Origin of the sequence: Methylocella sp. (assembly GCA_037200525.1) — a bacterium.
Taxonomy (GTDB): domain Bacteria; phylum Pseudomonadota; class Alphaproteobacteria; order Rhizobiales; family Beijerinckiaceae; genus Methylocapsa.
The window spans coordinates 3,397,548-3,420,928 of record JBBCGG010000001.1; the positions used below are offsets into that span (position 1 = coordinate 3,397,548).

The window sequence follows — 23,381 nt, forward strand, 5'->3', positions numbered from 1 at the left end:
CCTTTGTCATGGAAACACGGACAGACTCCGGACTGGCGGCCACGGCCTGCGTGAAGCCGACGCGCCTGAGAGTTCAAGTGAGTGGCGCGGTTCAGGGGGTCGGCTTTCGGCCTTTCGTTCATAGGCTGGCGACGCGATACAAGCTCGCCGGCTTCGTTCTGAACGATTGCGACGGCGTTCTTCTGGAAGTGGAGGGACGCGACGTCGACGACTTTGTCGAGGCTTTGGCGCACGAGCAGCCGCCGCTCGCGCGTGTCGATGGGCTTAAGGTCACCGCAGTACCGTTCCAAGGCAGCCGCGACTTCGAGATACGCGAAAGCCATACAGGTGCGCCGCGAACACGGATGGTCCCGGATGCCGCGACCTGCGATGCCTGCATCAAGGATCTTTTCGACCCGACTAGCCGCTTCTACCTCTATCCTTTTGTCACCTGCACTCATTGCGGGCCGCGCTTTACGATCACCCGGCGTCTGCCTTACGACCGCCCGCAAACCACGATGTCGGCATTTGCGCCTTGCGGGGCGTGCGCCCAGGACTATCGGGACCCGTCAAACCGCCGCTTCCATGCCGAAGCCATCGCCTGCGGCGTCTGTGGGCCGCGGCTCAGCCATCCCATCGATGGTATCGCCGACGCTCTGAAGGACGGGCGCATCGTCGCGGTGAAAGGCATCGGCGGATTCCATCTGATGTGTGATGCGCACAACGAAACCGCGGTGGCCGAGCTGCGTCGGCGTAAGAGGCGCGAGAGCAAGCCCTTCGCGGTCATGGCCGACGGGGCGTCGGTCGATCTGATCGCCGCGCCGACCGTAGCCGAGCGCACGCTTCTCCATCTCAGCGCGAGACCGGTCGTGGTGATGCGGCGTGGCCCGGTGCTGCTGGCGCCGTCCGTCGCGCCGGGCCTCGACAGGATTGGCGTGATGCTCGCCCACGCTCCTGTGCACCATTTGCTGTTACGCGCGCTGGGAGGTGACCAAACCGCGCTGGTCGCAACCAGCGCCAACTTCGGCGGCGAACCGCTGGTGATCGACGATGGCGAGGCTTGCCATCGGCTTGCCGGCATCGCCGATCTCATCGTCACTCACGACCGAGGGATCGCGGTGCGAGCCGACGATTCCGTCATGGCGTGCATCGACCACGCCCCCGTCTACCTCCGGCGCGCGCGGGGTTTCGTCCCCGAGCCGATAGAGCTAAGAGAGGATGGACCGTCCACCCTCGGCGTGGGCGGCCTGCTGAAGGCCACCGTGACGGTCACACGCGGACGCGAAGCCTTCGTGTCGCAGCATATCGGTGACCTCGATACCGCCGCGACCATTCGCCTCTACGAGGAGACGACGCGGCGTCTCCTCGAAAACCTCGGCGTCGCGCTCGAGGCAATTGGTTGCGACCTCCATCCGGATTTGCCTTCGACGCGCTTCTCGGCGCATCTGGCGGACGCCGCGGGCGTCCCCGTGTTCGCCGTTCAGCACCATGCCGCCCACCTCGACGCTGTCGTCGCCGAGCAGCAGCTTCGCGGACCGATGATTGGGGTGGCGCTGGATGGTCATGGGCAGGGCGACGATGGCGGCGCTTGGGGCGGCGAGCTCATGCGTCTTGATGGCTCGAAGTGGCGGCGGCTTGGCCACCTCGCGCCGCTTGACTTACCAGGCGGCGACCGCGCGGCTCTTGAACCCTGGCGCATGGGCGTCGCGGCGCTCATTGCGCTCGGCCGAGCCGGCGAAGCGGCAGGACGCTTTCCCGAAATCGAGCTAGCCGATACGCTCGCCCGCGCGTGGTCCCGGCCGGGCGGAGGGACAACGACCACCAGCATGGGCCGCCTTTTCGATGCGGCCTCCGCACTTTTGGGATTGCGCACCCACCAGAGCTACGAGGGCCAAGCGGCCATGGAGCTCGAGGCGTTGGTCCGCGTCCCCCGCTGCCTCTTCGGCGGATATCGCATTGACGCGGGCGTTCTGGATTTCCGACCATTGCTCGCGGCGCTGCCGGACCTGAATGGCGATCCTTGCCTAGGCGCAGAGCTATTCCACGGCACCCTCGTGGAGGGCCTGACCGCGTGGGTGGTCGAGGCGGCATCGCCTGATGGGCTGACGCAAGTGGCGTTCGGCGGAGGTTGTTTCATGAACCGCGTCCTGACGGAAGGGCTTGCCGCGGCGCTTCGGGCGCGCGGAATGACGCCATGGCTGCCGCGCGCGGTGCCCGCCAATGACGGCGGCCTTTCGCTCGGACAGGCCTATGCGGCGCGCCGAAGCGCCTCGCTTCCTCACAGCCAAACCGCCTCGAATCGAATGCCGATGGATCCCGGTCGATCACGACCAGGATCCGAAGCCCACCCAGATACGCCGACATCCAACGATATGCATGGAGCGTTCGATCATGGCTGACGTGATGACTATCTGCCCGTATTGCGGAACCGGCTGCAGCATGAGTCTGTCTGTGACGGACAATAAGATAATTGATATCAACGGCGATCCCACCCACCCGGTCAGCGAGGGAGAGCTCTGCCTCAAGGGCATGTACGGCTTCAAGCACGTCGCGGACCCGGGGCGTCTCACGACGCCGCTGATGCGGCGCGGCGACAGCTTCGTCGCGGTCGACTGGGACACAGCGCTCGACGCCATCGCCGATCAGCTCGGCGTGATCAAAAAGGAGAGCGGACCGGACGCCTTCGCCGTATTCTCCTCGGCCCGGGCCACCAATGAGGAGAACTACGTCGCACAGAAGTTCGCACGCGCGGTGCTTGGCACTAACAGCGTCGATCACTGCGCGCGGCTCTGCCATGCGCCCACAACCGTCGGGCTTACGATGACGCTGGGCGACGGCGCCATGACCAACTCGATCCCGGAACTCGGCGATGTCTCCGATCTGATCTTCATCATCGGCTCCAACACCGCCGAATGTCACCCGCTGATCGCCAAACACGTACTGAAGGCCAAGGCCCGCGGCGCCAAGCTGATCGTGGCCGATCCGCGCATGACAGACATGGCCAACAAGGCCGACCTGTGGTTGCGCATTCCGCTGGGCCACGACATCCCTCTGATCAACGCAATGCTTCACGTCATCATCAAAGAAGGTCTGCAGAACACCGATTTCATCCGCGATCACTCTAACGGATTTGATGATCTCGCCCGGGCGGTGGAGGACTATTCGCCCGAGCGGGTATCGCAGATGACCGGCGTCCCGGCTACCGACATCGCCGCCGCAGGACGTGCGTTCGCCACCGCCAAGGCGGCGGCGACCCTCTACGCAATGGGGGTCACCCAGTTCAGCTGTGGCACCGGAAACGTGGTCAGCATCGCCAATCTCGCGGTGGTGACCGGTCAGATCGGCCGACCGGGGGCGGGCGTCTGTCCCCTGCGCGGGCAGAGCAATGTCCAGGGCGCGTGCGATCTGGGCGCCTTGCCCAACGTCTATCCAGGCGGCAGGCCCATCACCAGCGAGCCCGACCGGCTTCGTTTCGAGGAAGCCTGGGGCGTTGCGCTGTCACCGAAAGTCGGCGTGAAGATCACGGAAATTCCCGCAGCCATCCTTGCCGGCAAGGTCCGCGCCATCATCGTCGACGGCGAAAACCCGATGATGAGCGATCCGAACACTCAGCACTTCGCCCACGCGCTGGAGAAGCTGGACCTACTGGTCGTGATCGATCTGTTTATGACTGAAACCGCGCGGCGCGCCCACATCGTGCTCCCGGCAGGCGGCTGGGGCGAGAAAGACGGCACCTTCACCAATACCGAACGTCGTGTGCAGCGCGTCCGGCCCGCCGTCCTCGCGCCCGGAGAGGCCAAGGCGGATTGGTGGATCTTCAAGGCGCTGGCGGAGCGTATGGGCTATCAGGGCATGGCGTACGACCGCCCCAAGGACATCTGGGACGAGGTGCGGCGCATGGCGCCGACGGCCTATGCCGGCATGACCTATGAGCGTCTCGAGACGACCCACGGCCTGTGCTCGCCTTGCCCAGCGGAGGACCATCCCGGCACGCCGGTGCTGCATGCGGGCGGTCTGTTCCACACGCCCTCCGGAAAAGCCGCCCTCAAGCCGGTCCTTTTTCATCCCATTTCGGTGCCGGAGGAGGAGCGCAAAGCATTCGACGCGCCGATCATCGGCCACATCGCCGAGCGGCCGGACAACGAATATCCGTTCATGCTGACGACCGGGCGGCGAGTCTATCACTATCATACCGGCACCATGACGCGCCGGGCGCCGCTGCTCGAACAGATCGGACCGGAGGAGTTGATTGAAATCAACCCGGCGGACGCCAACGCCCTTTTCGTACGCGACCGCCAGTACATCAAGATCAACACGCGGCGAGGCTCGGTCATCGCCAAGGCCTGGGTCACAGAACGCGTGCCCCCCGGCGTGGTGTTTTCCACCTTCCATTTCTGGGAGGCGTCGAGCAACGAAGAGACCAACGCCGACAACCTTGATCCGTTGTCGGGCATTCCGGAATACAAGGTCTCCGCCGCGCAGGTGACCAAAAGTTCGGCCGCCGACGCTCAGGCGAGCGTGGCGGCGAAGCGGGAGTACTACCGTCAGGACGTCGAAACCGCCGCCATTGTCGAGATGCGCGCGCACGCGGCGGCTTCGGCATGAACCGCTTCGTCATCGCCGATCCCAAGTTGTGCATCGGGTGTTACACCTGCGAAGTCGGCTGCGTTGAGGTGCACGTCAAGGTCGGCCTCGTGGGTATTCCAAGGCTGACCGTAACGCACACGGTCGCGGGCACCATGCCCATGCAGTGTCGCCATTGCGACGACGCCCCTTGCGAACAGGTCTGCCCGGTCAAGGCGATCACCTTCGAGGATAGGTCCATCCAGCTCAATGAAAGCGTCTGCATCGGATGCAAGATGTGTGCGTTGGCCTGTCCGTTTGGCGTGATCACCCCCTACGGCGCCCTGCCGCAGGGCGAGACGTCGATGACCTATGGCGGTTTCCTGCAGCCGACGCCCGCGCCGGTCACGGAGACCCCGGTCCACGCCCTGCTGGCCTGGACGGTAGGCCAGCGCACGGTTGCCGTGAAATGCGACCTCTGCCATTTCCTGCCGGAGGGGCCCGAGTGCATCCGCGTATGCCCCACCAACGCCCTACGGCTGGTGGACGAGGAGACGGTCATTACCTCAAACGCCGAAAGACGTGCGGCGTCCGTAGAGGCGATTGCGACCGGCGACGGACTCGCCCTGCATCATCCCGGACTCTGAAGTGACCGTGTTCGCCCTCCTTGCCATATCGCTTCTCCTCTACCTGGCCGGGGGCGTGGGATCGCTGTTGCTTGGGCGGTCAGACAGATGGGCAGCCCTTGTCGCAGGCGTCTCAGCGGCAGCGGGCGGCGTTTTAGGCGGGGCCGCTGCCTTGTCGGTGCTGATCAACGGCAGCGGGTCAACTCTGGCGATGGCGGGACCGTTTCCCTTCGTTAGCTTCAGCCTGCGCCTCGATCCCCTGGCGGCCCTGATGGTGCTGGTCATCTCCATCGTGACCATACCGGCCAGCATCTATTCGATATCCTACGTAAAGCTGTACGGGGGCCGGGGCGTCGGCGTGATGGGTTTTTTTCTGAACCTGTTCATCGCCTCCATGGTCATGGTCGCGATTGTCGATAACGCCTTCTACTTCCTGCTATTTTGGGAGATGATGACTTTAGCCTCTTACTTCTTGGTCGTGTTTGACGAGGACCAGGAGGCGGTCGACGCTGGCTTTCTGTATTTCTTCATCGCCCACGGCTTTTCCATGCTGGCGATGATCGCCTTTCTGCTCCTGTTCATGCAGACGGGCAGTCTGGAGTTTGCCGCTTTCAGGCTCGCCGGGCCGCCGACCTGGCTCGCATCCGTCATATTCCTACTCGCCTTCATTGGCTTCGGGGCCAAGGCGGGCATGATGCCGCTGCACGTGTGGCTGCCGAGAGCCCACCCTGCGGCCCCTTCGCACGCTTCGGCCCTGATGTCTGGCGTGATGATCAAGTTCGGCATCTACGGCATCATCCGGGTGGGCATGGACTTCTTAGGCGCCGGATCGGCTTGGTGGGGCTGGCTGGTGCTTGCCTTCGGCGGCGTGTCAGCTGTGCTTGGCGTGCTTTATGCGCTTGCCGAGCACGATATAAAGCGCCTGCTCGCCTACCATAGCGTGGAGAATATCGGCATCATCCTGATGGGCGTCGGGGTGGGTATGATCGGCATGGCCAATCATCAGCCTGTCGTGGCATCGCTGGGTCTGCTTGCCGCGCTCTACCATCTGCTGAACCACGCCACCTTCAAAGGTCTGCTGTTTCTGGGCGCAGGGTCGGTGCTTTACAGCGTATCGACGCGAGACATGGGAGAGATGGGCGGCCTTGGTCGGCGGATGCCGCGGACCGCCGTGTTCTTCCTGGTCGGCGCCCTGGCGATCTCAGCGATTCCGCCGCTGAACGGCTTTGTCAGCGAGTGGTTCACCTATCAAGCCTTCTTTGCCCTCGGCGGCGACGCGCAATTCGCCAGCCGTCTGCTCGGGCCGATCGCCGCGGTGATGCTCGCCTTCACCGGCGCGCTTGCGGTAATGTGTTTCGTCAAGGTCTGGGGGCTGGTATTCGGCGGCGCGGCGCGCAGCGTTCCTGCGGCCCGAGCGCGCGAAGTCCCCCGATCCATGCAGGTTGGTATGGGCGGTCTTGCTTTAGCGTGCGTGCTTTTGGGCCTCTGCGCGCCGCTGGTTGCGCCCCTGCTGAGCGGGGTGGTCTCAGCTCTGATCGGCGCGGCTCAAGCGCCCGTGGCCAGCGGGGCGGTCGTATTTCCGGGCGATCCAAATCAGGCGATGCTTTCTACCCCGCTTCTCGCCGTGATGATGTTGGGCCTGCTGGCCGCGCCGCTTCTGATTGCGGCGACCTATCGCGGCCGTCGCGATCAGACGCGTCGCATTTCCAAGGATGACTGGGCCTGCGGTTATCAGCACACGGGGCAGATGAGCGTCTCATCGGCCGGGTTCACCGAACCTCTGCGCGGCATGTTCAGCTGGCTCTATTGGCTTCGCGCCAGCGCCGCTCCTGTCGCCCACGCTGGAAACGCCTCTGTGGAGGAATTGACCTTCCTCGCCAAGCGGGTGGAGCCGATCTGGGACCGGGTGACCACAAGTCTGACGGTCGGGGGCAGCCAGTTTTTGGGCCGCCACATTCAGAGGTTCGAGAGCGGTGATCTGCAAATCTACTGCCTCTATATTTTCGTGGCGCTAGCCGCTGTTCTGTTGGCCGTGGTGCGATAGCCCATGGAAACTGTCCTCTTGTTCTTCGTCGGCCTGCTGCAGTCCCTGCTGCTCCTGGCCGCAGCGCCGCTCCTGTCGGGCATGTCGCGGATGCTGCGCGCCAAATTCCATTCCAGACGGGGGCCGGGGGTTTTTCAGGACTATCGCGACCTGCGCAAGCTTTTGGCGCGGCCGGAGATCATTCCCCCCGAAGCGGGACCGATTTTCCGCATCACTCCGTATGTATTGCTGACCTCCATGCTGCTGGTAGCCGCGGTCATACCGGCCCTGATCGAGCGCTCACCGATGGCGGCGGCCGGTGATCTGATTACGGTCATCTACCTCTTCGCTCTGGGTCGATTTTTCTTCGCGCTCTGCGGGATCGACTCGGGCAGCATATTCGCGGGGATCGGCGCCAGCCGCGAGGCCACATTGGCGGTATTGAACGAACCGGTAATGATGCTGTCGCTATTTGTGGTCGCGCTGTTGGCGCACTCGACAAACCTTGGCGTCATCTCCGCCACGATCTTCGCCGGCCAGACGCCCGCCTACGCCGCGACCGCTATGGCCATGCTGGCCTTCGGCTTTTCGATCTTTGTGGAGATGGGAAAGCTTCCCCTGGATCTGGCCGAGGCCGAGCAGGAACTTCAGGAGGGGCCGCTTACGGAATATTCCGGGCGTTCGCTCGCATTGATGAAATGGGGCCTCTACCTCAAACAGGCTGTTACGGTGACCCTGTTCATCGCAGTCTTCGTCCCGTTCGGCGCATCCGCGTCGCTGTCGCCGCTTTCCCTCGCGCTAGCTTTTCTTGTGCTCGGGATAAAGCTGGTCGTGGTCTTCGTAGCCATCAGCTTTATCGAAAACACGGTGGCGCGCATACGCTTCCTTGATAGTTCGCGGCTAACCTTCGTGGCCGCCAGCGCCGCGGTGCTCGCCTTCGCCTTCTCGCTGGCCGGAGTATGATCGGGATGATGCAAATCCTGATCGCCGGCGTGGCGTTGCCGTTTTTGGGAGCGGCGATGACCCTGCTATTGCCCCAACGCCCGAGCCGATATGTTTGCTTGGCGTCAGCCGTCCTGTCCTTCTTCGCCATCCTGGCCGCGCTGGTTCAGTTTGTCCTGGACGGCAGGCATGAGTTCACCCAACCGCTCGTCAGCGTCGACGGTGTCGTCCTCCTTGGTTTCACGGTCGATAATCTCAGCCTTCTAATCGCGTCGGCGGTGAGTCTGGTTGGGCTGCTCGTCTGTCTTTACTCGCTCAGCTATATGAGCATGGCTAATAAGGAGCACCCAGATACGGGTCGGTCGAGGTACTTCTTCTTCATGCAGGTCTTCGTCGGCGCCATGGCCGGCCTGGTGTTTTCCTCGACCCTCACCGGCGAGCTGTTTTTCTTCGAGATCACCGGCGTCTGCTCGTGGGGCCTGATCGGTTACTATGAGACCCCCAAGGCGCTCAACGGAGCGGCCAAGGCCCTGGTCGTGACTCATATCGCGTCGCTAGGCCTATACTTCGCCGCCGCTATCCTGTTCGCCAACACCGGCAGCTTCTCACTGTCGGCGCTTAGCGCAGTGAGCGCGCCGGCCAAGACGGCGATCATGCTGGGCATCCTGTTCGCCGCCTGGGGAAAGTCGGCGCAATTCCCGCTCCATACCTGGTTGCCCGGCGCGATGGAGGCGCCGACGCCGGTCAGTGCCTACCTCCATGCCGGCTCCATGGTGAATATTGGGGTCTATATCTTCGCCCGCGCGATCCAGTCCGCCGGACAGACGCCGCATGTGGTGGGCGTTATTGGCGTCGTCGCGGCCTCGGTGACGTTGATCTATGCCTTTGCGATGTATTTCCCGCAAAAGGACATCAAACGTCTTCTAGTCTATTCGACCATCGCGCAGTTATCTTATATTTTCTTGGCCCTGTCGCTCTCGATATTTGGGTCGCCCTTGGCTTTCAAGGGCGGCGTGGCGCATATTTTCAATCACGCCTTCGCCAAGAGCTTGTTCTTCCTGGTCTCGGGAGCTTTGAGCTTTACGTTGGGGACCCGCATGATGCCGCTGCTGCGCGGCCTGCTCACCCATCTGCCGCTTGTCGGCGTGGCTTTTGGCGTAGCGGCACTGGCGATCGGCGGCGCGCCGCCAATGAACCTCTTCTTCAGCAAGTTCGCCATCTTCGCCGGCGGCTTTGAGGCGGCGCGGCTCTTTCCTCTTCTGCTCATCCCGGTCCTCATCGCCATCGCCGAGTCTGTCGGCACCTTTGCCTGGTTCCTGAAGAAGTTCGGCTTTGCCGCCTTCGGCGAGCCATCGCCGACGGTGGCGGCCGCTACGCCGCTGCCGCTCGGCATGAAGGTGGCGCTCGCGGCCCTGATCGTCCTGACACTATGTTCCGGCTTCGTGGCCCCCGCGTGGCTCGGCTAGACAAGAGGAGATGCAGCGGTGAACGGCGCAAACATTGTCAACGGTCTGGCGGCCCTCCTGATCGTCACCTCCATCCTGGTGATCGATGCGAAGCGACCAAGCCGCGCGGCTTTGCTCTACAGTCTTCAGTCCTTGGTTCTGGTTTCGGTCTTCATCGCGCTGGCCTTCTTCACGGGCGCGCGGCAGCTCTATCTTTGGGCCCTGACCGGCTTTGCGACAAAGGTCGTCCTAGTTCCGACCATTCTGTATCTAACCCTGCGTAAATTCGATCAGGCCGCGCCGATTCCGAGCATGATGAAGCCGGCGGTTTCAATCGTGCTCGCCGCCGTGGCGCTTACTGCGTCGGCGGTAGTGGTCATGCGGATCAATCTGCCGGGCGCGGCGGCGTTCAAGCCGGCGCTGATGGTGTCATTCGCGCACTTCTTTCTGGGTCTGGTCTGCATCATCACTCAGCGGAACATTCTCAAGCAGGTGTTCGGCTACTGTTTGATGGAGAACGGTTCTCACCTGACCCTGGCCTTGCTGGCGCACCAGGCGCCAGAACTGGTGGAGATAGGAGTGGCCACTGACGCGATCTTTGCGGTCATCGTCATGACTGTGATCGCTACCCGCATCCAGGCCACGGTCCACTCCCTCGATAGTCACGACCTCATGACGCTTAAAGGCTAGATGAATGACCGGGTCTTGGGTCCTTTGCGCGCTGCTCTCGACCTTCCTGGTCGCCTCGGCGGCCGCCTTTGCGACGCGCTGGTTCGGCGCATGGACCGAGCACGCGGTCGCGGTAATTCATTTGGCCGGAATCAGCCTTGCGCTTCTGTTCGCCGTTGCTCTCGCGGCGGCGGTGCTTGACGGGCAGTCGGTAATCGTATTTGGCGGCTGGTTGTTTGCCGACGCGCTCGGCTGCATCTTCGTCGGTCTGGTGGCCGTGGTGGGCTTCCTGACCGGAGCCTATTCTATTGGATACCTTCGCAACGAACTGGCCAAAGGCGACATCACCGTCAGAAGCCTGAGCATCTATTACGGCTTCTTCCATCTGTTTTTGTTTACGATGGTGTTGGCGGTAACCTCCAACAATCTTATCATGATGTGGGTGGGGATCGAGGCCACAACCTTGGGATCGGTCTTCCTGGTCGGCTTCCACGGCCGCAAGGCTTCGCTGGAAGCCGCGTGGAAATACGTGGTAATCTGCACGGTCGGCGTCGCTTTTGGTTTATACGGCACGGTGCTGGTCTTTTCCAACGCCAATGCGGTGCTAGCTAATGCGGAGGCAGCCATCCTGTGGACCGAGGTGGTGAAGCATTCCACTGCCTTGGATCCGGCGACCATCTCCATCGCCTTCGTCTTTGTGCTGATCGGGTTTGGCGCCAAGGCCGGCCTCTTTCCCATGCATGCCTGGATGCCCGACGCCTACAGCGAGGCGCCCAGCCCGGTCAGCGCCCTGTTGTCGGGAGCGCTGAGCAACTGCGCGCTTCTAGTCATCATCCGTTACGCGGTGATCGCCGCCAAAACGGCCGGCCCACATTTTCCGCAGACACTCTTTCTCATCTTTGGAACCCTGTCGATTGGCGTGGCGGCCTTCTTCATCTTCGTCCAGCGCGATGTGAAGCGGCTGCTGGCCTATAGTAGCGTCGAGAACATGGGCCTGATCGTGCTCGGCCTGGGGATCGGCGGTCCGCTCGGCGTGGCCGCAGCCCTCCTGCACACCATAAATCACGGCCTGGCCAAGACGCTGATGTTCTGCGGCGCCGGCAATATCTTGATGAAGTACAACACGCGTGACCTCGACCGGATAAAGGGCATGCTTCGCGTCGCGCCCGTGTCGGGATTTCTGGTGTTGGTGGGCGCGCTGGCGCTGGGCGGCATGCCCCCCTTCAACGTCTTTATCAGCGAATTCCTCACCATCGTCGCGGGCGTGAAAGCCGGCTATGGATGGCTGATGGCGATCTGCATGGTGCTGCTGACCGTCGTGCTCGCTTCCTTTGTCCGCATGATCAGCGGCGCCATCCTCGGGCCGGCGCCGGACGGGATGGCCAAGGGCGACGCGGACGCGCTGACGCTCGCGCCCCTCTTCCTGACCGTCGCCCTCATGCTGGTGATGGGCGCGCACGTGCCCGGGCCGGTCGTGCAACTCATCACCCAGGCTGGCGAGATCATTAATGCGCCCGCGGCCCAGTCCCGCCACAGCGTCGTCCAGGGAGCGCCAGGTTGCGCCTCTGATCGGTTGGTAAAGGAAACCCCATGTCCGAAGTAGGTGTAACGCGACCAGGCCAAGTCTATTTGGATGTGGTCCGTCAAAACTACGGCGCCTCCATTCTGGAGGAATCGTTTCAGGCCGACAATCAGGTGACGATCACCGTCAAGCTGAATGACCTCCCGGAAATCGTCGAGACCCTCTACTACAAACATGAAGGCTGGCTCGCGACCATCGCGGCCAACGACGAGCGACAGTTAAACGGAAACTATGCTCTCTACTATATTCTGAACATGGAAGGGCCGGTCAAAAGCTTCGTGACAATCCGCGGCCTCGTGCCGCCGGACCGGCCTGAATTCCCCTCCGTGACGCCGCGCGTGCCCGCTATGGGCTGGGCCGAGCGAGAGGTGCGCGACATGTTCGGTCTGCGGCCGGTGGGCCTGCCCGACGAGCGGCGGCTTGTCCTGCCCGACGACTGGCCCGACGACCTTTATCCCCTGCGCAAGGACTCCATGGATTACCGCAACCGGCCTGCGCTGGCGGCGGAGTCGGAGACCTACACTTTCATCAATTCTGCGCGCAGCGAGACGCGGGAGGTACCGCTCGGGCCGCTCCACATCACCTCCGACGAACCGGGGCATTTCCGTCTGTTCGTGGACGGCGAGCGCATCGTCGATGCCGATTACCGTATGTTCTATGTCCACCGCGGCATGGAAAAGCTCGCCGAGACACGGATGGGCTATAATGACGTGACCTTCCTTGCAGACCGGATCTGCGGCATCTGCGGCTTTTCGCACAGCACCGCCTATGCCAGCTCAGTGGAAACGGCCCTGGGCATCAAGGTTCCTAAGCGCGCACAATTCATCCGCACCCTGCTTTTGGAAGTGGAGCGTCTACACAGCAATCTGCTCAATGTCGGTCTGGCCTGTCACTTCGTCGGGTTCGACACCGGCTTCATGCAGTTCTTCCGCGTGCGCGAGAAGGCCATGACCATAGCCGAGCTGCTGACCGGCGCGCGCAAGACCTATGCGATAAATTTGATCGGCGGCGTGCGTCGCGACGTGCTCAAGGGCGAGCGTATCCGCACACTGCAGCTCATCGCTGAGCTGCGGACAGAGGTGACTGAGCTGCTCGACATCTTGATCTCCACCCCCAATATGCAGTCGCGGATGAAGAATGTCGGGCGGCTCGAGCCGCAAACCGCCCGAGACTACAGCCCGGTCGGACCGGTGTTGCGGGCCAGCGGGTTCGCCCGCGACGTGCGCGTCAGCCACCCCTTCGCCGCCTACGGGGCCGCTCCGGTCAAGATATACACCCAGAACGGATGCGATGTTCTCTCGCGCGTTCTTGTCCGCTGCGATGACATCTTCAATTCCCTGCAGATCGTCGAGTACTGCCTGGATCAAATGCCGGAGGGGCCGATTCTGGTGGAAGGTTTCACCTATACGCCGCACCGTTTCGCCCTGGGCTACACCGAGGCGCCTCGCGGCGAAGATGTGCACTTCACCATGCTTGGCGATAACCAGAAGCTCTATCGCTGGCGCTGTCGCGCGCCGACCTATGCGAACTGGCCGGTGCTACGCGACATGTTGCGAGGCAATACGATCGCTGATGCGCCGCTCATCGTCGCTAGCATCGATCCCTGCTATTCTTGCACCGATCGCGTAACAGTTGTGGATGTGAATAAAAGGAAGACTACAACGGTGCCTTATAAAGAAATGGAGCGGTATTGCCGCGAACGAACATTTTCACCCTTAAGTTAGGAGGCCAATTATGTTGAAGCTGCTGAAGGAGATTCTGAAGACGGGCGACGCCACGTTGAAATACCCTTCCGCGCCGCTTCCAACCGTGCCCAGTGTTCGGGGCAAACCAGAATTCGCTTCCAAGCGCTGCATCGCTTGCGCCGCCTGCACCATCGCCTGTCCCGCCAACGCCCTGACCATGACGACCGACCCGGTGGCCGGAACCCGGACTTGGCTGCTCAACTACGGTCGCTGCATCTTTTGCGCTAGGTGCGAGGAGGTCTGCCCGACGGGCGCCATCGTCCTGTCAGACGACTTCGAGCTGGCGGTGCACGCCAAGGCGGACCTGATGGTCGCCGCCGACTTCACGCTCACGAATTGCCGCACATGCGAGACGCCTTTCGCGCCAACCAAAGAGGTGAACTACGTCATCGCCCTTCTGATCCGCTCGGGACTGCCTGAGGCCGAGGCCGAACGACGACGCGACCTGTATGAGACCTGTCCCGAATGTCGGCGTCGCCTCGATGTGCCCAAGGTGAGCGTGACTTCGGTCGAACGACTTGCGGAAGTAACCCTATGATCCATCCAGACACCCACGCCGGCGCTAACACTCAGCGCGCGCCTGGAGCCATCAGCGAAACCGAACAGATCGCCAAGCTGAAACAGACCCTTTTGAAGGACATAAGGCGTTCGGCCTATGTCTTTCGCGTTGATTGCGGCGGCTGCAACGGCTGTGAGATTGAGATCTTCGCCGCGATCAGCCCGGTGTTCGACGCTGAACGTTTCGGGATCAAGCTGGTCTCTTCGCCGCGCCACGCCGACGTGCTGCTCTATACCGGCGCGATGACCCGCGCCATGCGTCTGCCTGGCATCAGGGCCTACGAGGCGGCGCCCGACCCCAAGATCGTCATCTCCTACGGCGCCTGCGGCTGCACGGGCGGGATATTTCATGACCTTTACTGCGTTTGGGGCGGGACCGAACCTGTCATCCCGGTGGACTTCTATATCCCCGGCTGTCCACCCACTCCCGCGGCGACCATCTATGGTTTTGCGCTGGCGCTTGGCCTTTTGGAGCAGAAGCTCAAGGGCCGCCATCATAGGGAGGGCGCCGACGAGGCGGTCATCCCCACCTATCCCCAAATCCCACTGCGACTGCGTGTCGCGCTGGAGCGCGAAGCCCGACGGATGGCGGGTTATCGCCTGGGCCGCATCATCGTCGACCGCTATATGCGTCTTCTGGGGTCCAAGGATATAGAGCCAACCGCGGAGCGTATGCAGCGGTACCTTGACCACGAAGACGACCCCCGTCTGGCTGAGATCTTCGAGCGTCTCAACGACGTGGTGCTGAACCCGTGACCGCGATGCGGACAATGCCTCAACACGTGGTCTTCTATCAGTTGAGCCGCAAGTTTCTCGACAGCCGGACGGCTGTGGCCGCGGCGCCCAAGCAGGTCGTCCACTACACGCTCGCCATCGGCCACCACATAGGAGTCATCGACTGCTTTGACATAAAGCTCGAAATGACGCTGGACGAGTATATCCACTGGGTTGCCCAGTTGCCGGACAGTGAGGGGCGCAAGAAGCTGGAGGGTCTCATGCGCTTTGGAGAGATCGAGATCTCTGTGGCCCACGCCGGCATGCTCCAAAACGCGTTCAACAGGGGACTGGACAATATGTTGCCCCAGGAGACGCAGTGGACGGCCCGCTTAAATGACATGCTCCAAGACATTGTCGAGGAGCCGGCGCTCTATCTGATGGTCAGGCGCCGACCATGAGCCGGAACGTCATCCTAACCGTCGGCAACAGCCTTATGGGCGACGACGCCGCCGGCCCGCTGCTCGGCGAATTGCTGGCCGAGATGCCAGCAATGGGCTGGGACGTGGTTGATGGTGGATCGACGCCCGAGACCGAGGTGCGGCACGTGCGCGCACTTCGGCCGGACTGCGTGCTGGTAGTGGACGCAGCCGAGATGGATTTGCCGCCGGGCGAGTTTCGCCTGGTCGACGACGACATCATCGCAGAGCGCTTCTTCATGACGACGCACGCCATGCCGTTGACCTTTCTCATGACGCTGCTCCGCGAGTTCGTAGCGGACGTGCGATTGCTCGGGATTCAGCCCTCTCTGGTGGCGTTCTACTACCCTCTCTCGCCGGAGGTGAAGCAAGCCGTCGAGAGAATCCATCGGCATCTCAGAGAGGGACCGGGGCTCGATGCCTTCGAACGTTTGTAGACCCGCGCAAGGTTTACAGACAATCGAGGCGAACCAAAGCGAATCCTGATCCGACGATCTCGAATCTAGGTTTGAGGTCAAACCACAATCTTCTAAGATACCGGGCCGAGGAGAGGCATATGGACCAGCAGCAGACCCCAGGTGAGCGTATCCGCGCGCCGAAGACGGAGATTTTCGGCTTGGACGCCTACGCGCCGGGTGAGATCGCGGACAAGATCGAGCAGTCCGGTGTGACGAAGGCGAATTTGCCTTTACTGCCGATGTTCATGCTGGGCATGGTCGCCGGCGGGTCGATCGGGCTGGGCGCGCTCTACTACACGATAGTCGCAAGTGACGACTCGTTAAGTTTCGGCGTCAGCCATCTATTGGGCGGCTTGGCATTCTGCCTGGGGCTCACGCTGGTGATCGTCGCTGGCGCGGAGCTTTTTACGGGCAACAATCTCGTCGTGATGGCGTGGGCTGACGGCCGGGTGAGCCTTGCGGCGCTGCTACGGAACTGGATCGTCGTGTATATCGCGAACGCGGTGGGAGCCGTCGGCCTCGCATTCTTGGTCTTTTTCTCGCATCACCTCGACATGAACGACGGCAAGATCGAAATCGCCGCGCTCACCATCGCCAAAACCAAAGTGGCTCTACCCTTTGTCACGGCGTTCTTCAGAGGCGTCCTTTGCAATATGCTGGTTTGTCTGGCGGTGTGGCTCGCGATGGCCGGCCGATCGGTGACGGACAAGATCGTGGCGTTGGTACTCCCGATCTCTGCCTTCGTCGCGGCCGGCTTCGAGCACAGCGTCGCCAACATGTACTTCATTCCCCTCGCCATGATCGTGGCGACATTCGGCTCGGTGCCCGCCGGGTTTGATGCCTCGTCGCTGACGCTGGAGGGCGCGATTGAAAACCTCATCCCCGTCACCCTCGGCAACATCGTTGGGGGGAGCGTGTTCGTGGGCCTAGTCTACTACGCGATCTACCACAAGGCGCGCGGCGTCGTTGCGCCCGGCACGACGCCGGCCCGCTGATGAACTCGGGTCGGCGTCAACGAACGACTGTCCTATCCTCCGCGCCCTCCGGGCCTGTACGCTAACGACCGGATCAGGTCGCTCAGGAGACGCTGCCATGTGCCTCGCCATTCCAGCCGAAATCGTCGAACTCCTAGACGACAACATGGCGCGCATCAGCATCGACGGCGTCGGAAAGGTCGTTTCCGTGATGCTAGTCGATGGTCTCAAGGTCGGAGACTACGTGATCATCCACGTCGGTTTCGCGCTGAGCAAAATCGACCCGCAAGAGGCTCGCCGAACGCTTGACCTGTTCGCCGAGATCGGGGTGAATGCCGCGGAGCTCGTGTGATGAAATACGTCGACGAGTATCGCGACGGCCGTATCGCGCGGACTCTCGGCGCGACGATCGCGCGCACGGTAAGATTAGACCGGGACTACCGGTTCATGGAGTTCTGCGGGGGTCACACGCACGCGATCTCACGCTACGGAATCGAAGATCTGCTGCCCGCGAACGTGCGCATGATCCACGGTCCGGGCTGTCCCGTCTGTGTGTTGCCGATTGGCCGGATCGATGCCGCGATCCGGCTTAGCAAACGTCCCGAGATCACCCTTTGCACCTACGGTGACGTGATGCGCGTTCCAGGGTCGAGGGAGACATCACTCTTCAAAGCCAAGGCTGCTGGAGCCGATATCCGCATGGTCTATTCGACGCTAGACGCCATCCGCATCGCTGAAAGCGAACCGAGTCGCGAAGTCGTCTTCTTTGCGGTCGGTTTCGAGACGACGACGCCGCCAACAGCGTTGGCGATCCGACTTGCCCTCAGGAAGAAGCTGACCAACTTCAGTGTGTTCTGTAATCATGTCCTTACGCCTCCGGCAATTCTGGCTGTGCTTACGAGCGCGGATATGCCTGAATTTGGCGGCGTGAAGGTCGACGGTTTTATCGGCCCATCGCATGTGAGCACCGTCATCGGTACGGAACCTTTCGCTCCATTCGCCGAGGCGTTCGAAAAGCCGGTTGTCGTCGCGGGCTTCGAGCCGCTCGACGTCATGCAGGCGATTCTACTGCTGGTTCGGCAGATCAACGATGGGCGGCACGAAGTCGAAAACCAGTACACGCGCGCCGTCACGCGCGCCGGCAACTGCAAGGCTCAGGCCGAGATGGCCGATATATTCGAGCTACGCGAAAGCTTCGAATGGCGCGGTCTCGGCCTCGTACCGAGAAGCGGACTGAGGTTGAAGGAGGCCTACGCCGCCTGCGACGCCGAGCGGCGTTTCAATGTGCAGGACGTGCCGGGGCGCGACAACCCGGCCTGCGAATGCGGCGCGATCCTTCGCGGCGTCAAGAACCCGATCGACTGCAAACTATTCGGAACGATTTGCACTCCGGACGCCCCGATGGGCTCATGCATGGTATCTTCGGAGGGTGCCTGTGCCGCCCATTGGACCTACGGGCGTTTCCGTGACCTTGCCCGCAGGGCTTCATGAGCGCGAAAACCTATTCGCGTCGACTCGACCTCAAGCACGGTCTTATCGATCTCTCGCATGGGTCCGGCGGCCGCGCGATGTCGCAACTGATCAGCGAGGTCTTTCATAAGGCGTTCGACAACGAATGGCTGAAGCGCGGCGACGACCAGGCGGCCTTCGACATCGCAGCGGGCCGGATGGTCATGGCCACCGACGGTTACGTTGTCTCCCCATTGTTCTTCCCGGGCGGAGACATCGGTTCGCTCGCCGTCCACGGCACGATCAACGATGTCGCGGTCGCCGGCGCGCGACCACTCTACATGGCGGCAAGCTTCATCATTGAGGAAGGCTTTCCGCTCGTCGACCTGAAACGCATTGCCGATAGCATGGGGAGCGCGGCTCGCGCTGCCGGCGTCCCGATCGTCACTGGGGACACCAAGGTGGTGGAGCGCGGGAAGGCCGATGGCGTCTTCATTTCGACCACGGGTGTGGGAATCGTGCCTGAAGGCCTCAATCTCTCCGCCGACAAGGCGCGGCCTGGTGATCGCGTGATCCTTTCGGGGTCGATCGGCGACCACGGCGTCGCCATCATGTCGAAGCGCGAGAATATGACCTTCGATACGAATCTCGTTTCCGACTCGGCGGCCCTGCATGGCCTTGTCGCAACGATGGTCGGCGCGGCCCGCGACGCGCTTAGAGTCATGCGTGATCCCACCCGCGGCGGGGTCGCCGCAACGCTCAATGAACTCGCCCAGCAATCAGGCGTCGGCTTTTGCCTCGAGGAGAGCGCAATCCGGGTAAAACCGCAGGTCGCGGCCGCCTGTGAACTGCTGGGCCTGGATCCCCTTTATGTTGCCAATGAGGGCAAGCTCGTCGCCATCGTCGCGCCAGAGGCCGCAGAGTCTTTGGTCGCGGCAATGCGCGCACATCCGCTCGGACTCGAGGCGGCGATTGTTGGCGTAGTGTTAGCGGACGATCATCACTTCGTACAGATGACGACCGAATTCGGCGGCGGCCGGATTATCGACTGGTTGTCGGGCGAGCAGCTTCCACGCATCTGCTGAGCGTCGAGGCGCCAGGCGCGCGAAGCAGTTTTCAAGCGCGCTCCTGCGCAAAGTCTGCGAAGTCCAGATGGTCCCAGGAAGATCAGAGTCTCCTTGGGTTGCGCTAAGCCATGCCATGCGCCGCCCCCGCCTCTTTTTGTATTGCTCGCTTAAGGCTGTGGCGTAGCTTGGCCGGGCCTTATCCACGACAGTTCGCCCGCGTCCGGCGCGATTTCATCCGCTTCGTGCTTCCGCTGGTCTTCGGGCGTCGCGCGCGCAACGCCGGATAGGCCGCGCTCGCCGGGCAACAAGTTCTCAAGTTTGTGAATCGCCCTATTGCCTCCTGCGAAGCCCTGTAGATCGGACTCCCAATTTGCGATTCACGGTTCGCGCAGATAATGGCGTTCCAACACGCCGTAGCGCCTGAACCGCCGCCAGTCCGCTTCCGGCAACAACCGCACAGCATTATATTTATCAGCGGAAATGGCATGTGTCGCGGACTCCGCCAGGAGACCAGCTCCCGCTTCAACGCCCTGTTCACCCTTTACATTCGGTCCACGCGTCTCAGCGGCACAACCACATCTGCGGCGCCCTTGTCCGACTCTCCCATTGCGGTGATCAACATGCCGCCGATTTGCTCCGAGGCCCGGCGCAGTGGGTCTGCGTCAAGATGAGCGTAGCGGGCGACTGTCGTCGCTTGCGCGTGGCCAAGCAATTTACCGATAATCGGCAGCCCAAGCCCAGCGCCGGCGCCAAAGCTGGCGTATGTGTGCCGCAGGTCGTGGAGGCGCACGCCGATCAGGCCAGCGCGCTTTGCGACGAGAATCCAAGGACGATGGAGGTCAGCGCGTGGAGTTTCGCGATCGGCGCCGCTGCTTTGGCCGGCGATGACGTAGACGCCCATCCGCGGCAAGTCCGCCAGCACCTTCATAGCTGGTGCGTTGAGCACAATGGTTTTGCGGCCAGTCTTGCTGTCCGGCAGCAGTAACAAACCCCGCTCGATATCGACATAATCCCACTTAAGCTCGAGGATTTCGCGTAGACGGGCGCCGGTGAGGATAAGGAGCCGGAGAGCAGCCGCGGCGTGCGGACCAATGTTGGTCACGCGATTCTTCTTCGGAACGTGCTTGGCCGTTGGCTTCGTAGCGTCGATTTGCCATGGGATCCCTGTGGTTTCCGCCTCGCGGACGGCGTCGCCGAGACGCGCAAGCTCTTCTGATGTGAGGAAGCGCTCGCGGCGCTGCTCGCGGAAGGCCTCGATATGGGCCGCCGGATTGTGCCCGCGTTTCACTGGTCTGCCCCCTGAAAAGTGATCCTCCGTGAAGTATGGGCTTATGAGCCTGATGGAGGACTGCGCAATGCCGAGGAAAAGACACAAGGCGGAAGAGATCGTCGCGAAGCTACGGCAAGTCGAAGTGCTTAGCGCGCAAGGGCGACCGGTCGCGGAGGCGATCCGCTCGATAGGGGTGACGGAAGTTACATACTATCGATGGCGGTCGGAATACGGCGGCCTGAAGGGCGATCAGGTGAAGCGGCTGAAGGAGCTGGAGGCGGAGAATACGCGGCTCCGTCGAGCGGTGTCCGATTTGACGCTTGAGAAGCTGATCCTGAAAGAGGCTGCCTCGGGAAACTTCTGAGCTCCGCGCGTCGTCGCGCCTGCGTGGAGCATGTGATCGCCGAACATGGCGTTTCCGAGCGGTTCGCTTGCCGGGTTCTCGGTCAGCATCGCTCCACGCAGCGCAAGGTTCCGACCAAGCCCGATGACGAAGCGGCATTGACCGCCGACATCACGGCGCTCGCCATCCAGTACGGCCGCTATGGCTACCGCCGCATCACGGCGATGTTGTGGGAGCGAGGCTGGAAGGTCAACGTCAAACGGGTCGAGCGGATCTGGCGACGCGAGGGGCTGAAAGTTCCGGCCAGACAACCCAAGCGCGGGCGTCTCTGGCTCAATGACGGCTCGTGCGTCCGGCTGCGCCCGCAATGCCCCAACCACGTCTGGTCCTATGACTTCGTCGAGGACCGCACTCATGATGGCAGGAAATATCGCATGCTGAATATCATCGACGAATTTACCCGCGAATGCATCGCGATCAGGATTAACCGGCAGCTGAAGGCAGCGGACGTCATCGACGTTCTCTCGGACCTCTTCATCTTGCGAGGGGTTCCGGTCCACATTCGTTCCGACAACGGCCCGGAGTTCATCGCCAAGGCGTTGCGTGACTGGATTGCCGCCGTCGGCGCGAAGACCGCCTACATCATGCCGGGCAGTCCCTGGGAGAACGGCTATTGCGAGAGCTTCAACTCGAAGCTGCGCGACGAGCTTTTGAATGGTGAAATCTTCTACACTCTCAAGGAGGCGAAGGTCGTCATTGAGCGATGGCGACGCCACTACAACACCGTGCGCCCGCACTCATCGCTGGGCTACAAGCCGCCAGCCCCGGAGACCCTGCAATGGCCGGCTTCGCAATCCGGACCAGCTTCGCCCGCCACGCCAGCAATAGCGCCAGGGCCGACAATGCACTAACATTCAAACTGGATCACCCCATGGGGGCAGGCCAATAGATGCATAAGACCTATCAGCGGGTGGTACATGTGAGGGTGTCCTCCCAGAGGACACTCCCATGTACCCCCTCTAGGTTCGCTAATCCCTTACGCGCGCGAAATGATTAGCCACACTAACAAGCGCTAAGCAAAACAGTTTTGCTATGTAAAAAGATTTTGCTTTAGGAATCGGATCCTTCCCCCCCCCAATTTTTCTCTACTTTTTGGCCTCCGCGTTCGGCTTCGAAAGTCCCGTGGCGCGCTTCTCTATACCGCCTGCGGCGGCGCGTCGCGAACAGTGAATTTCTGCCCGGCTCGCTCCTCGCGCCGCTCCGGTCTTCAGGATCCTACCTCGATCGCGCGTTTCTCGAGCCGTCAACGATCGGGTTTTACGGATTCGGCTGACCGCAATGGTTGGGCGCCTCCAAATCCTTCGAAACACAAATCTGCTACGGCGTTTATGGAATCTCATTGCAAAACAGTTTTGCTTGGGCTAGCGCCGCGTTGCGAGACGACGGGCTATCAACATCCACAAAAAGGCCCCGCGCGCGGTGCGCCGCATTATTACGCACCGTTTGACGGACACGGCTCGCTCGAGGGCGAGCTGAAGCGCTACGATCTGCTGTTGGACCGCCGCCGGTGCTCGCTTGCCCATCGAGCATCAGGCGACGCCGAATGTGTTCAGCAATCATTCGGTTGGCGGTTGGCAATCCGAAATGTTGCACTACGATTTCGATGGATGGATTTAAAACAGAAAGATCATTGAGAGGGAAGTGCTTGAGGCCAAGCTAGGCCGTGAACTCATAAATCTGCCGGGTGGACGGCTCGCCGGAGTCCGCTATGCTCCGATAGCGACCAAATTCCGCGGCGCAGCGAAATGACACGATGTGCCAACAGCAGTCATTGGCGAAGCTTGCGATATCGGGATTTTGCGCAAAGGTGCCGAATGAGAACGGTTATAGTGAATGACAAGATGCAAAGGGGATACCGCTATCAACTTACGAAACGGCCAGGCCGCAATTTCGATCCGGAGTTCGGTCCACAGTTAACTCCCAAAGAGATGTTACGACTGGGTGTATTCTGTGGCAAGTACATGACCGACACACGAAAAGAATTCCCCAAGAGTTGGTTCGAAAATGCAAAACTTGCCAGAAATGCCCCCGACCCCTCGCTCAACTACTTCGGCATCGATGCCAGCCAACCATTGTCTGTATGGCGGATGAAGGGATGGATACACCCCGATGATCCACGCGGCTGGTTTCAATGGTACTGTCGATATTATATTGGCCGCCGAATGCCGCAGGAAGACCTTCGACAGATTAGGCGGTGGAAGGCAATGCGAAGACACATCAGACAGATCGAACTTAACTGCGAGCGAGGTGACCAAACCTGCCGCAAACGTCAACGACAGGCCCTGCTTCATTGGGCCTACGACAGTCGGAAATTTTGATTCAATCCGTGCCGGTGATAGCGGCGGTTCGTCAATAAACCCGACTTCCGCTTTGGGTCTTTCGCGATTCGGTCGAGCCAGTAGCAAGTCCGGCTATGTCCGCTATGACGCTGAGCG

At 61.7% G+C, this 23,381-nt stretch carries 21 protein-coding genes; 20 read left to right on the forward strand and 1 reads right to left on the reverse strand.

Annotated elements, in window-relative coordinates; translation table 11 throughout:
- The first annotated feature begins 8 nt into the window (after positions 1-8).
- The 17 genes from hypF to hypE all read left to right on the forward strand — a co-directional run bounded on the left by hypF (position 9) and on the right by hypE (position 19,291).
- The gene (gene hypF, locus WDN46_16705; protein ID MEJ0094993.1) at positions 9-2,378 is read left to right on the forward strand and encodes a carbamoyltransferase HypF; all 2,370 of its coding nucleotides are present in this window, start codon (positions 9-11) and stop codon (positions 2,376-2,378) included.
- Positions 2,371-4,584, forward strand: a complete 2,214-nt coding sequence (gene fdhF, locus WDN46_16710) for a formate dehydrogenase subunit alpha (GenBank protein MEJ0094994.1) — start codon at positions 2,371-2,373, stop codon at positions 4,582-4,584. The genes hypF and fdhF overlap by 8 nt, the downstream gene beginning before the upstream one ends.
- Positions 4,581-5,189 (forward strand): 4Fe-4S dicluster domain-containing protein, encoded by a 609-nt coding sequence (locus WDN46_16715; protein ID MEJ0094995.1) that lies wholly within the window; start codon positions 4,581-4,583, stop codon positions 5,187-5,189. Before fdhF ends, WDN46_16715 begins: the two co-directional genes overlap by 4 nt.
- A 1-nt stretch (position 5,190) precedes the next feature.
- On the forward strand, positions 5,191-7,212 hold the full coding sequence (hyfB, locus tag WDN46_16720) for a hydrogenase 4 subunit B (protein ID MEJ0094996.1): 2,022 nt from the start codon (positions 5,191-5,193) through the stop codon (positions 7,210-7,212).
- 18 nt (positions 7,213-7,230) lie between these two features.
- On the forward strand, positions 7,231-8,154 hold the full coding sequence (locus WDN46_16725; GenBank protein ID MEJ0094997.1) for an NADH-quinone oxidoreductase subunit H: 924 nt from the start codon (positions 7,231-7,233) through the stop codon (positions 8,152-8,154).
- Positions 8,155-8,159: 5 nt separating this feature from the next.
- On the forward strand, positions 8,160-9,599 hold the full coding sequence (locus WDN46_16730) for a hydrogenase 4 subunit D (GenBank protein MEJ0094998.1): 1,440 nt from the start codon (positions 8,160-8,162) through the stop codon (positions 9,597-9,599).
- An 18-nt stretch (positions 9,600-9,617) separates the two neighbouring features.
- Entirely contained in the window at positions 9,618-10,268 is a 651-nt protein-coding gene (gene hyfE / locus WDN46_16735) for a hydrogenase 4 membrane subunit (protein ID MEJ0094999.1), read from the forward strand.
- A 4-nt stretch (positions 10,269-10,272) separates the two neighbouring features.
- The gene (locus WDN46_16740) at positions 10,273-11,850 is read left to right on the forward strand and encodes a hydrogenase 4 subunit F (protein ID MEJ0095000.1); all 1,578 of its coding nucleotides are present in this window, start codon (positions 10,273-10,275) and stop codon (positions 11,848-11,850) included.
- The gene (locus WDN46_16745; GenBank protein ID MEJ0095001.1) at positions 11,838-13,553 is read left to right on the forward strand and encodes a hydrogenase large subunit; all 1,716 of its coding nucleotides are present in this window, start codon (positions 11,838-11,840) and stop codon (positions 13,551-13,553) included. The genes WDN46_16740 and WDN46_16745 overlap by 13 nt, the downstream gene beginning before the upstream one ends.
- 10 nt (positions 13,554-13,563) lie before the next feature.
- On the forward strand, positions 13,564-14,112 hold the full coding sequence (locus WDN46_16750; protein ID MEJ0095002.1) for a formate hydrogenlyase complex iron-sulfur subunit: 549 nt from the start codon (positions 13,564-13,566) through the stop codon (positions 14,110-14,112).
- Complete coding sequence (locus WDN46_16755; GenBank protein ID MEJ0095003.1) at positions 14,109-14,888, forward strand: NADH-quinone oxidoreductase subunit B family protein; 780 nt, start codon at positions 14,109-14,111, stop codon at positions 14,886-14,888. Before WDN46_16750 ends, WDN46_16755 begins: the two co-directional genes overlap by 4 nt.
- 14 nt (positions 14,889-14,902) lie before the next feature.
- Positions 14,903-15,307, forward strand: a complete 405-nt coding sequence (locus tag WDN46_16760) for a formate hydrogenlyase maturation HycH family protein (GenBank protein MEJ0095004.1) — start codon at positions 14,903-14,905, stop codon at positions 15,305-15,307.
- Positions 15,304-15,762: a hydrogenase maturation peptidase HycI gene (hycI, locus tag WDN46_16765; protein ID MEJ0095005.1), complete on the forward strand. Its 459-nt coding sequence runs from the start codon at positions 15,304-15,306 to the stop codon at positions 15,760-15,762. Before WDN46_16760 ends, hycI begins: the two co-directional genes overlap by 4 nt.
- 119 nt (positions 15,763-15,881) lie before the next feature.
- Complete coding sequence (locus WDN46_16770; GenBank protein ID MEJ0095006.1) at positions 15,882-16,778, forward strand: formate/nitrite transporter family protein; 897 nt, start codon at positions 15,882-15,884, stop codon at positions 16,776-16,778.
- Positions 16,779-16,875: 97 nt separating this feature from the next.
- Positions 16,876-17,109 (forward strand): HypC/HybG/HupF family hydrogenase formation chaperone, encoded by a 234-nt coding sequence (locus tag WDN46_16775; GenBank protein ID MEJ0095007.1) that lies wholly within the window; start codon positions 16,876-16,878, stop codon positions 17,107-17,109.
- The gene (gene hypD / locus WDN46_16780; protein ID MEJ0095008.1) at positions 17,109-18,248 is read left to right on the forward strand and encodes a hydrogenase formation protein HypD; all 1,140 of its coding nucleotides are present in this window, start codon (positions 17,109-17,111) and stop codon (positions 18,246-18,248) included. Before WDN46_16775 ends, hypD begins: the two co-directional genes overlap by 1 nt.
- Positions 18,245-19,291, forward strand: coding sequence for a hydrogenase expression/formation protein HypE (gene hypE, locus WDN46_16785; GenBank protein MEJ0095009.1), 1,047 nt, complete (start codon positions 18,245-18,247; stop codon positions 19,289-19,291). Before hypD ends, hypE begins: the two co-directional genes overlap by 4 nt.
- Before the next feature lie 523 nt (positions 19,292-19,814).
- Here hypE and WDN46_16790 read toward each other — a convergent pair.
- The gene (locus WDN46_16790; GenBank protein ID MEJ0095010.1) at positions 19,815-20,561 is read right to left on the reverse strand and encodes a site-specific integrase; all 747 of its coding nucleotides are present in this window, start codon (positions 20,559-20,561) and stop codon (positions 19,815-19,817) included.
- 67 nt (positions 20,562-20,628) lie between these two features.
- Here WDN46_16790 and WDN46_16795 point away from each other — a divergent pair.
- From WDN46_16795 to WDN46_16805, 3 genes are all read left to right on the forward strand, one after another.
- Positions 20,629-21,797, forward strand: a protein-coding gene (locus WDN46_16795; GenBank protein MEJ0095011.1) for an IS3 family transposase whose coding sequence is annotated in 2 segments (ribosomal slippage) — positions 20,629-20,893 and positions 20,893-21,797 — 1,170 coding nt in all. Because the reading frame shifts where the segments join, the coding sequence is not laid out codon by codon here.
- A gap of 315 nt (positions 21,798-22,112) precedes the next feature.
- Positions 22,113-22,580, forward strand: coding sequence for a hypothetical protein (locus WDN46_16800; GenBank protein MEJ0095012.1), 468 nt, complete (start codon positions 22,113-22,115; stop codon positions 22,578-22,580).
- A gap of 207 nt (positions 22,581-22,787) precedes the next feature.
- Complete coding sequence (locus tag WDN46_16805; protein MEJ0095013.1) at positions 22,788-23,264, forward strand: hypothetical protein; 477 nt, start codon at positions 22,788-22,790, stop codon at positions 23,262-23,264.
- The last annotated feature ends 117 nt before the right edge of the window (positions 23,265-23,381 follow it).

Excerpts from the sequence above, each read along its gene's own strand:
- hypF (MEJ0094993.1), top strand. The coding sequence starts at position 9 with ATGGAAACACGGACAGACTCCGGACTGGCGGCCACGGCCTGCGTGAAG.
- fdhF (MEJ0094994.1), top strand. The coding sequence starts at position 2,371 with ATGGCTGACGTGATGACTATCTGCCCGTATTGCGGAACCGGCTGCAGC.
- WDN46_16715 (MEJ0094995.1), top strand. The coding sequence starts at position 4,581 with ATGAACCGCTTCGTCATCGCCGATCCCAAGTTGTGCATCGGGTGTTAC.
- WDN46_16730 (MEJ0094998.1), top strand. The coding sequence starts at position 8,160 with ATGATGCAAATCCTGATCGCCGGCGTGGCGTTGCCGTTTTTGGGAGCG.
- WDN46_16740 (MEJ0095000.1), top strand. The coding sequence starts at position 10,273 with ATGACCGGGTCTTGGGTCCTTTGCGCGCTGCTCTCGACCTTCCTGGTC.
- WDN46_16745 (MEJ0095001.1), top strand. The coding sequence starts at position 11,838 with ATGTCCGAAGTAGGTGTAACGCGACCAGGCCAAGTCTATTTGGATGTG.
- WDN46_16750 (MEJ0095002.1), top strand. The coding sequence starts at position 13,564 with ATGTTGAAGCTGCTGAAGGAGATTCTGAAGACGGGCGACGCCACGTTG.
- WDN46_16755 (MEJ0095003.1), top strand. The coding sequence starts at position 14,109 with ATGATCCATCCAGACACCCACGCCGGCGCTAACACTCAGCGCGCGCCT.
- WDN46_16760 (MEJ0095004.1), top strand. The coding sequence starts at position 14,903 with ATGCCTCAACACGTGGTCTTCTATCAGTTGAGCCGCAAGTTTCTCGAC.
- hycI (MEJ0095005.1), top strand. The coding sequence starts at position 15,304 with ATGAGCCGGAACGTCATCCTAACCGTCGGCAACAGCCTTATGGGCGAC.
- WDN46_16770 (MEJ0095006.1), top strand. The coding sequence starts at position 15,882 with ATGGACCAGCAGCAGACCCCAGGTGAGCGTATCCGCGCGCCGAAGACG.
- WDN46_16775 (MEJ0095007.1), top strand. The coding sequence starts at position 16,876 with ATGTGCCTCGCCATTCCAGCCGAAATCGTCGAACTCCTAGACGACAAC.
- hypD (MEJ0095008.1), top strand. The coding sequence starts at position 17,109 with ATGAAATACGTCGACGAGTATCGCGACGGCCGTATCGCGCGGACTCTC.
- hypE (MEJ0095009.1), top strand. The coding sequence starts at position 18,245 with ATGAGCGCGAAAACCTATTCGCGTCGACTCGACCTCAAGCACGGTCTT.
- WDN46_16805 (MEJ0095013.1), top strand. The coding sequence starts at position 22,788 with ATGCAAAGGGGATACCGCTATCAACTTACGAAACGGCCAGGCCGCAAT.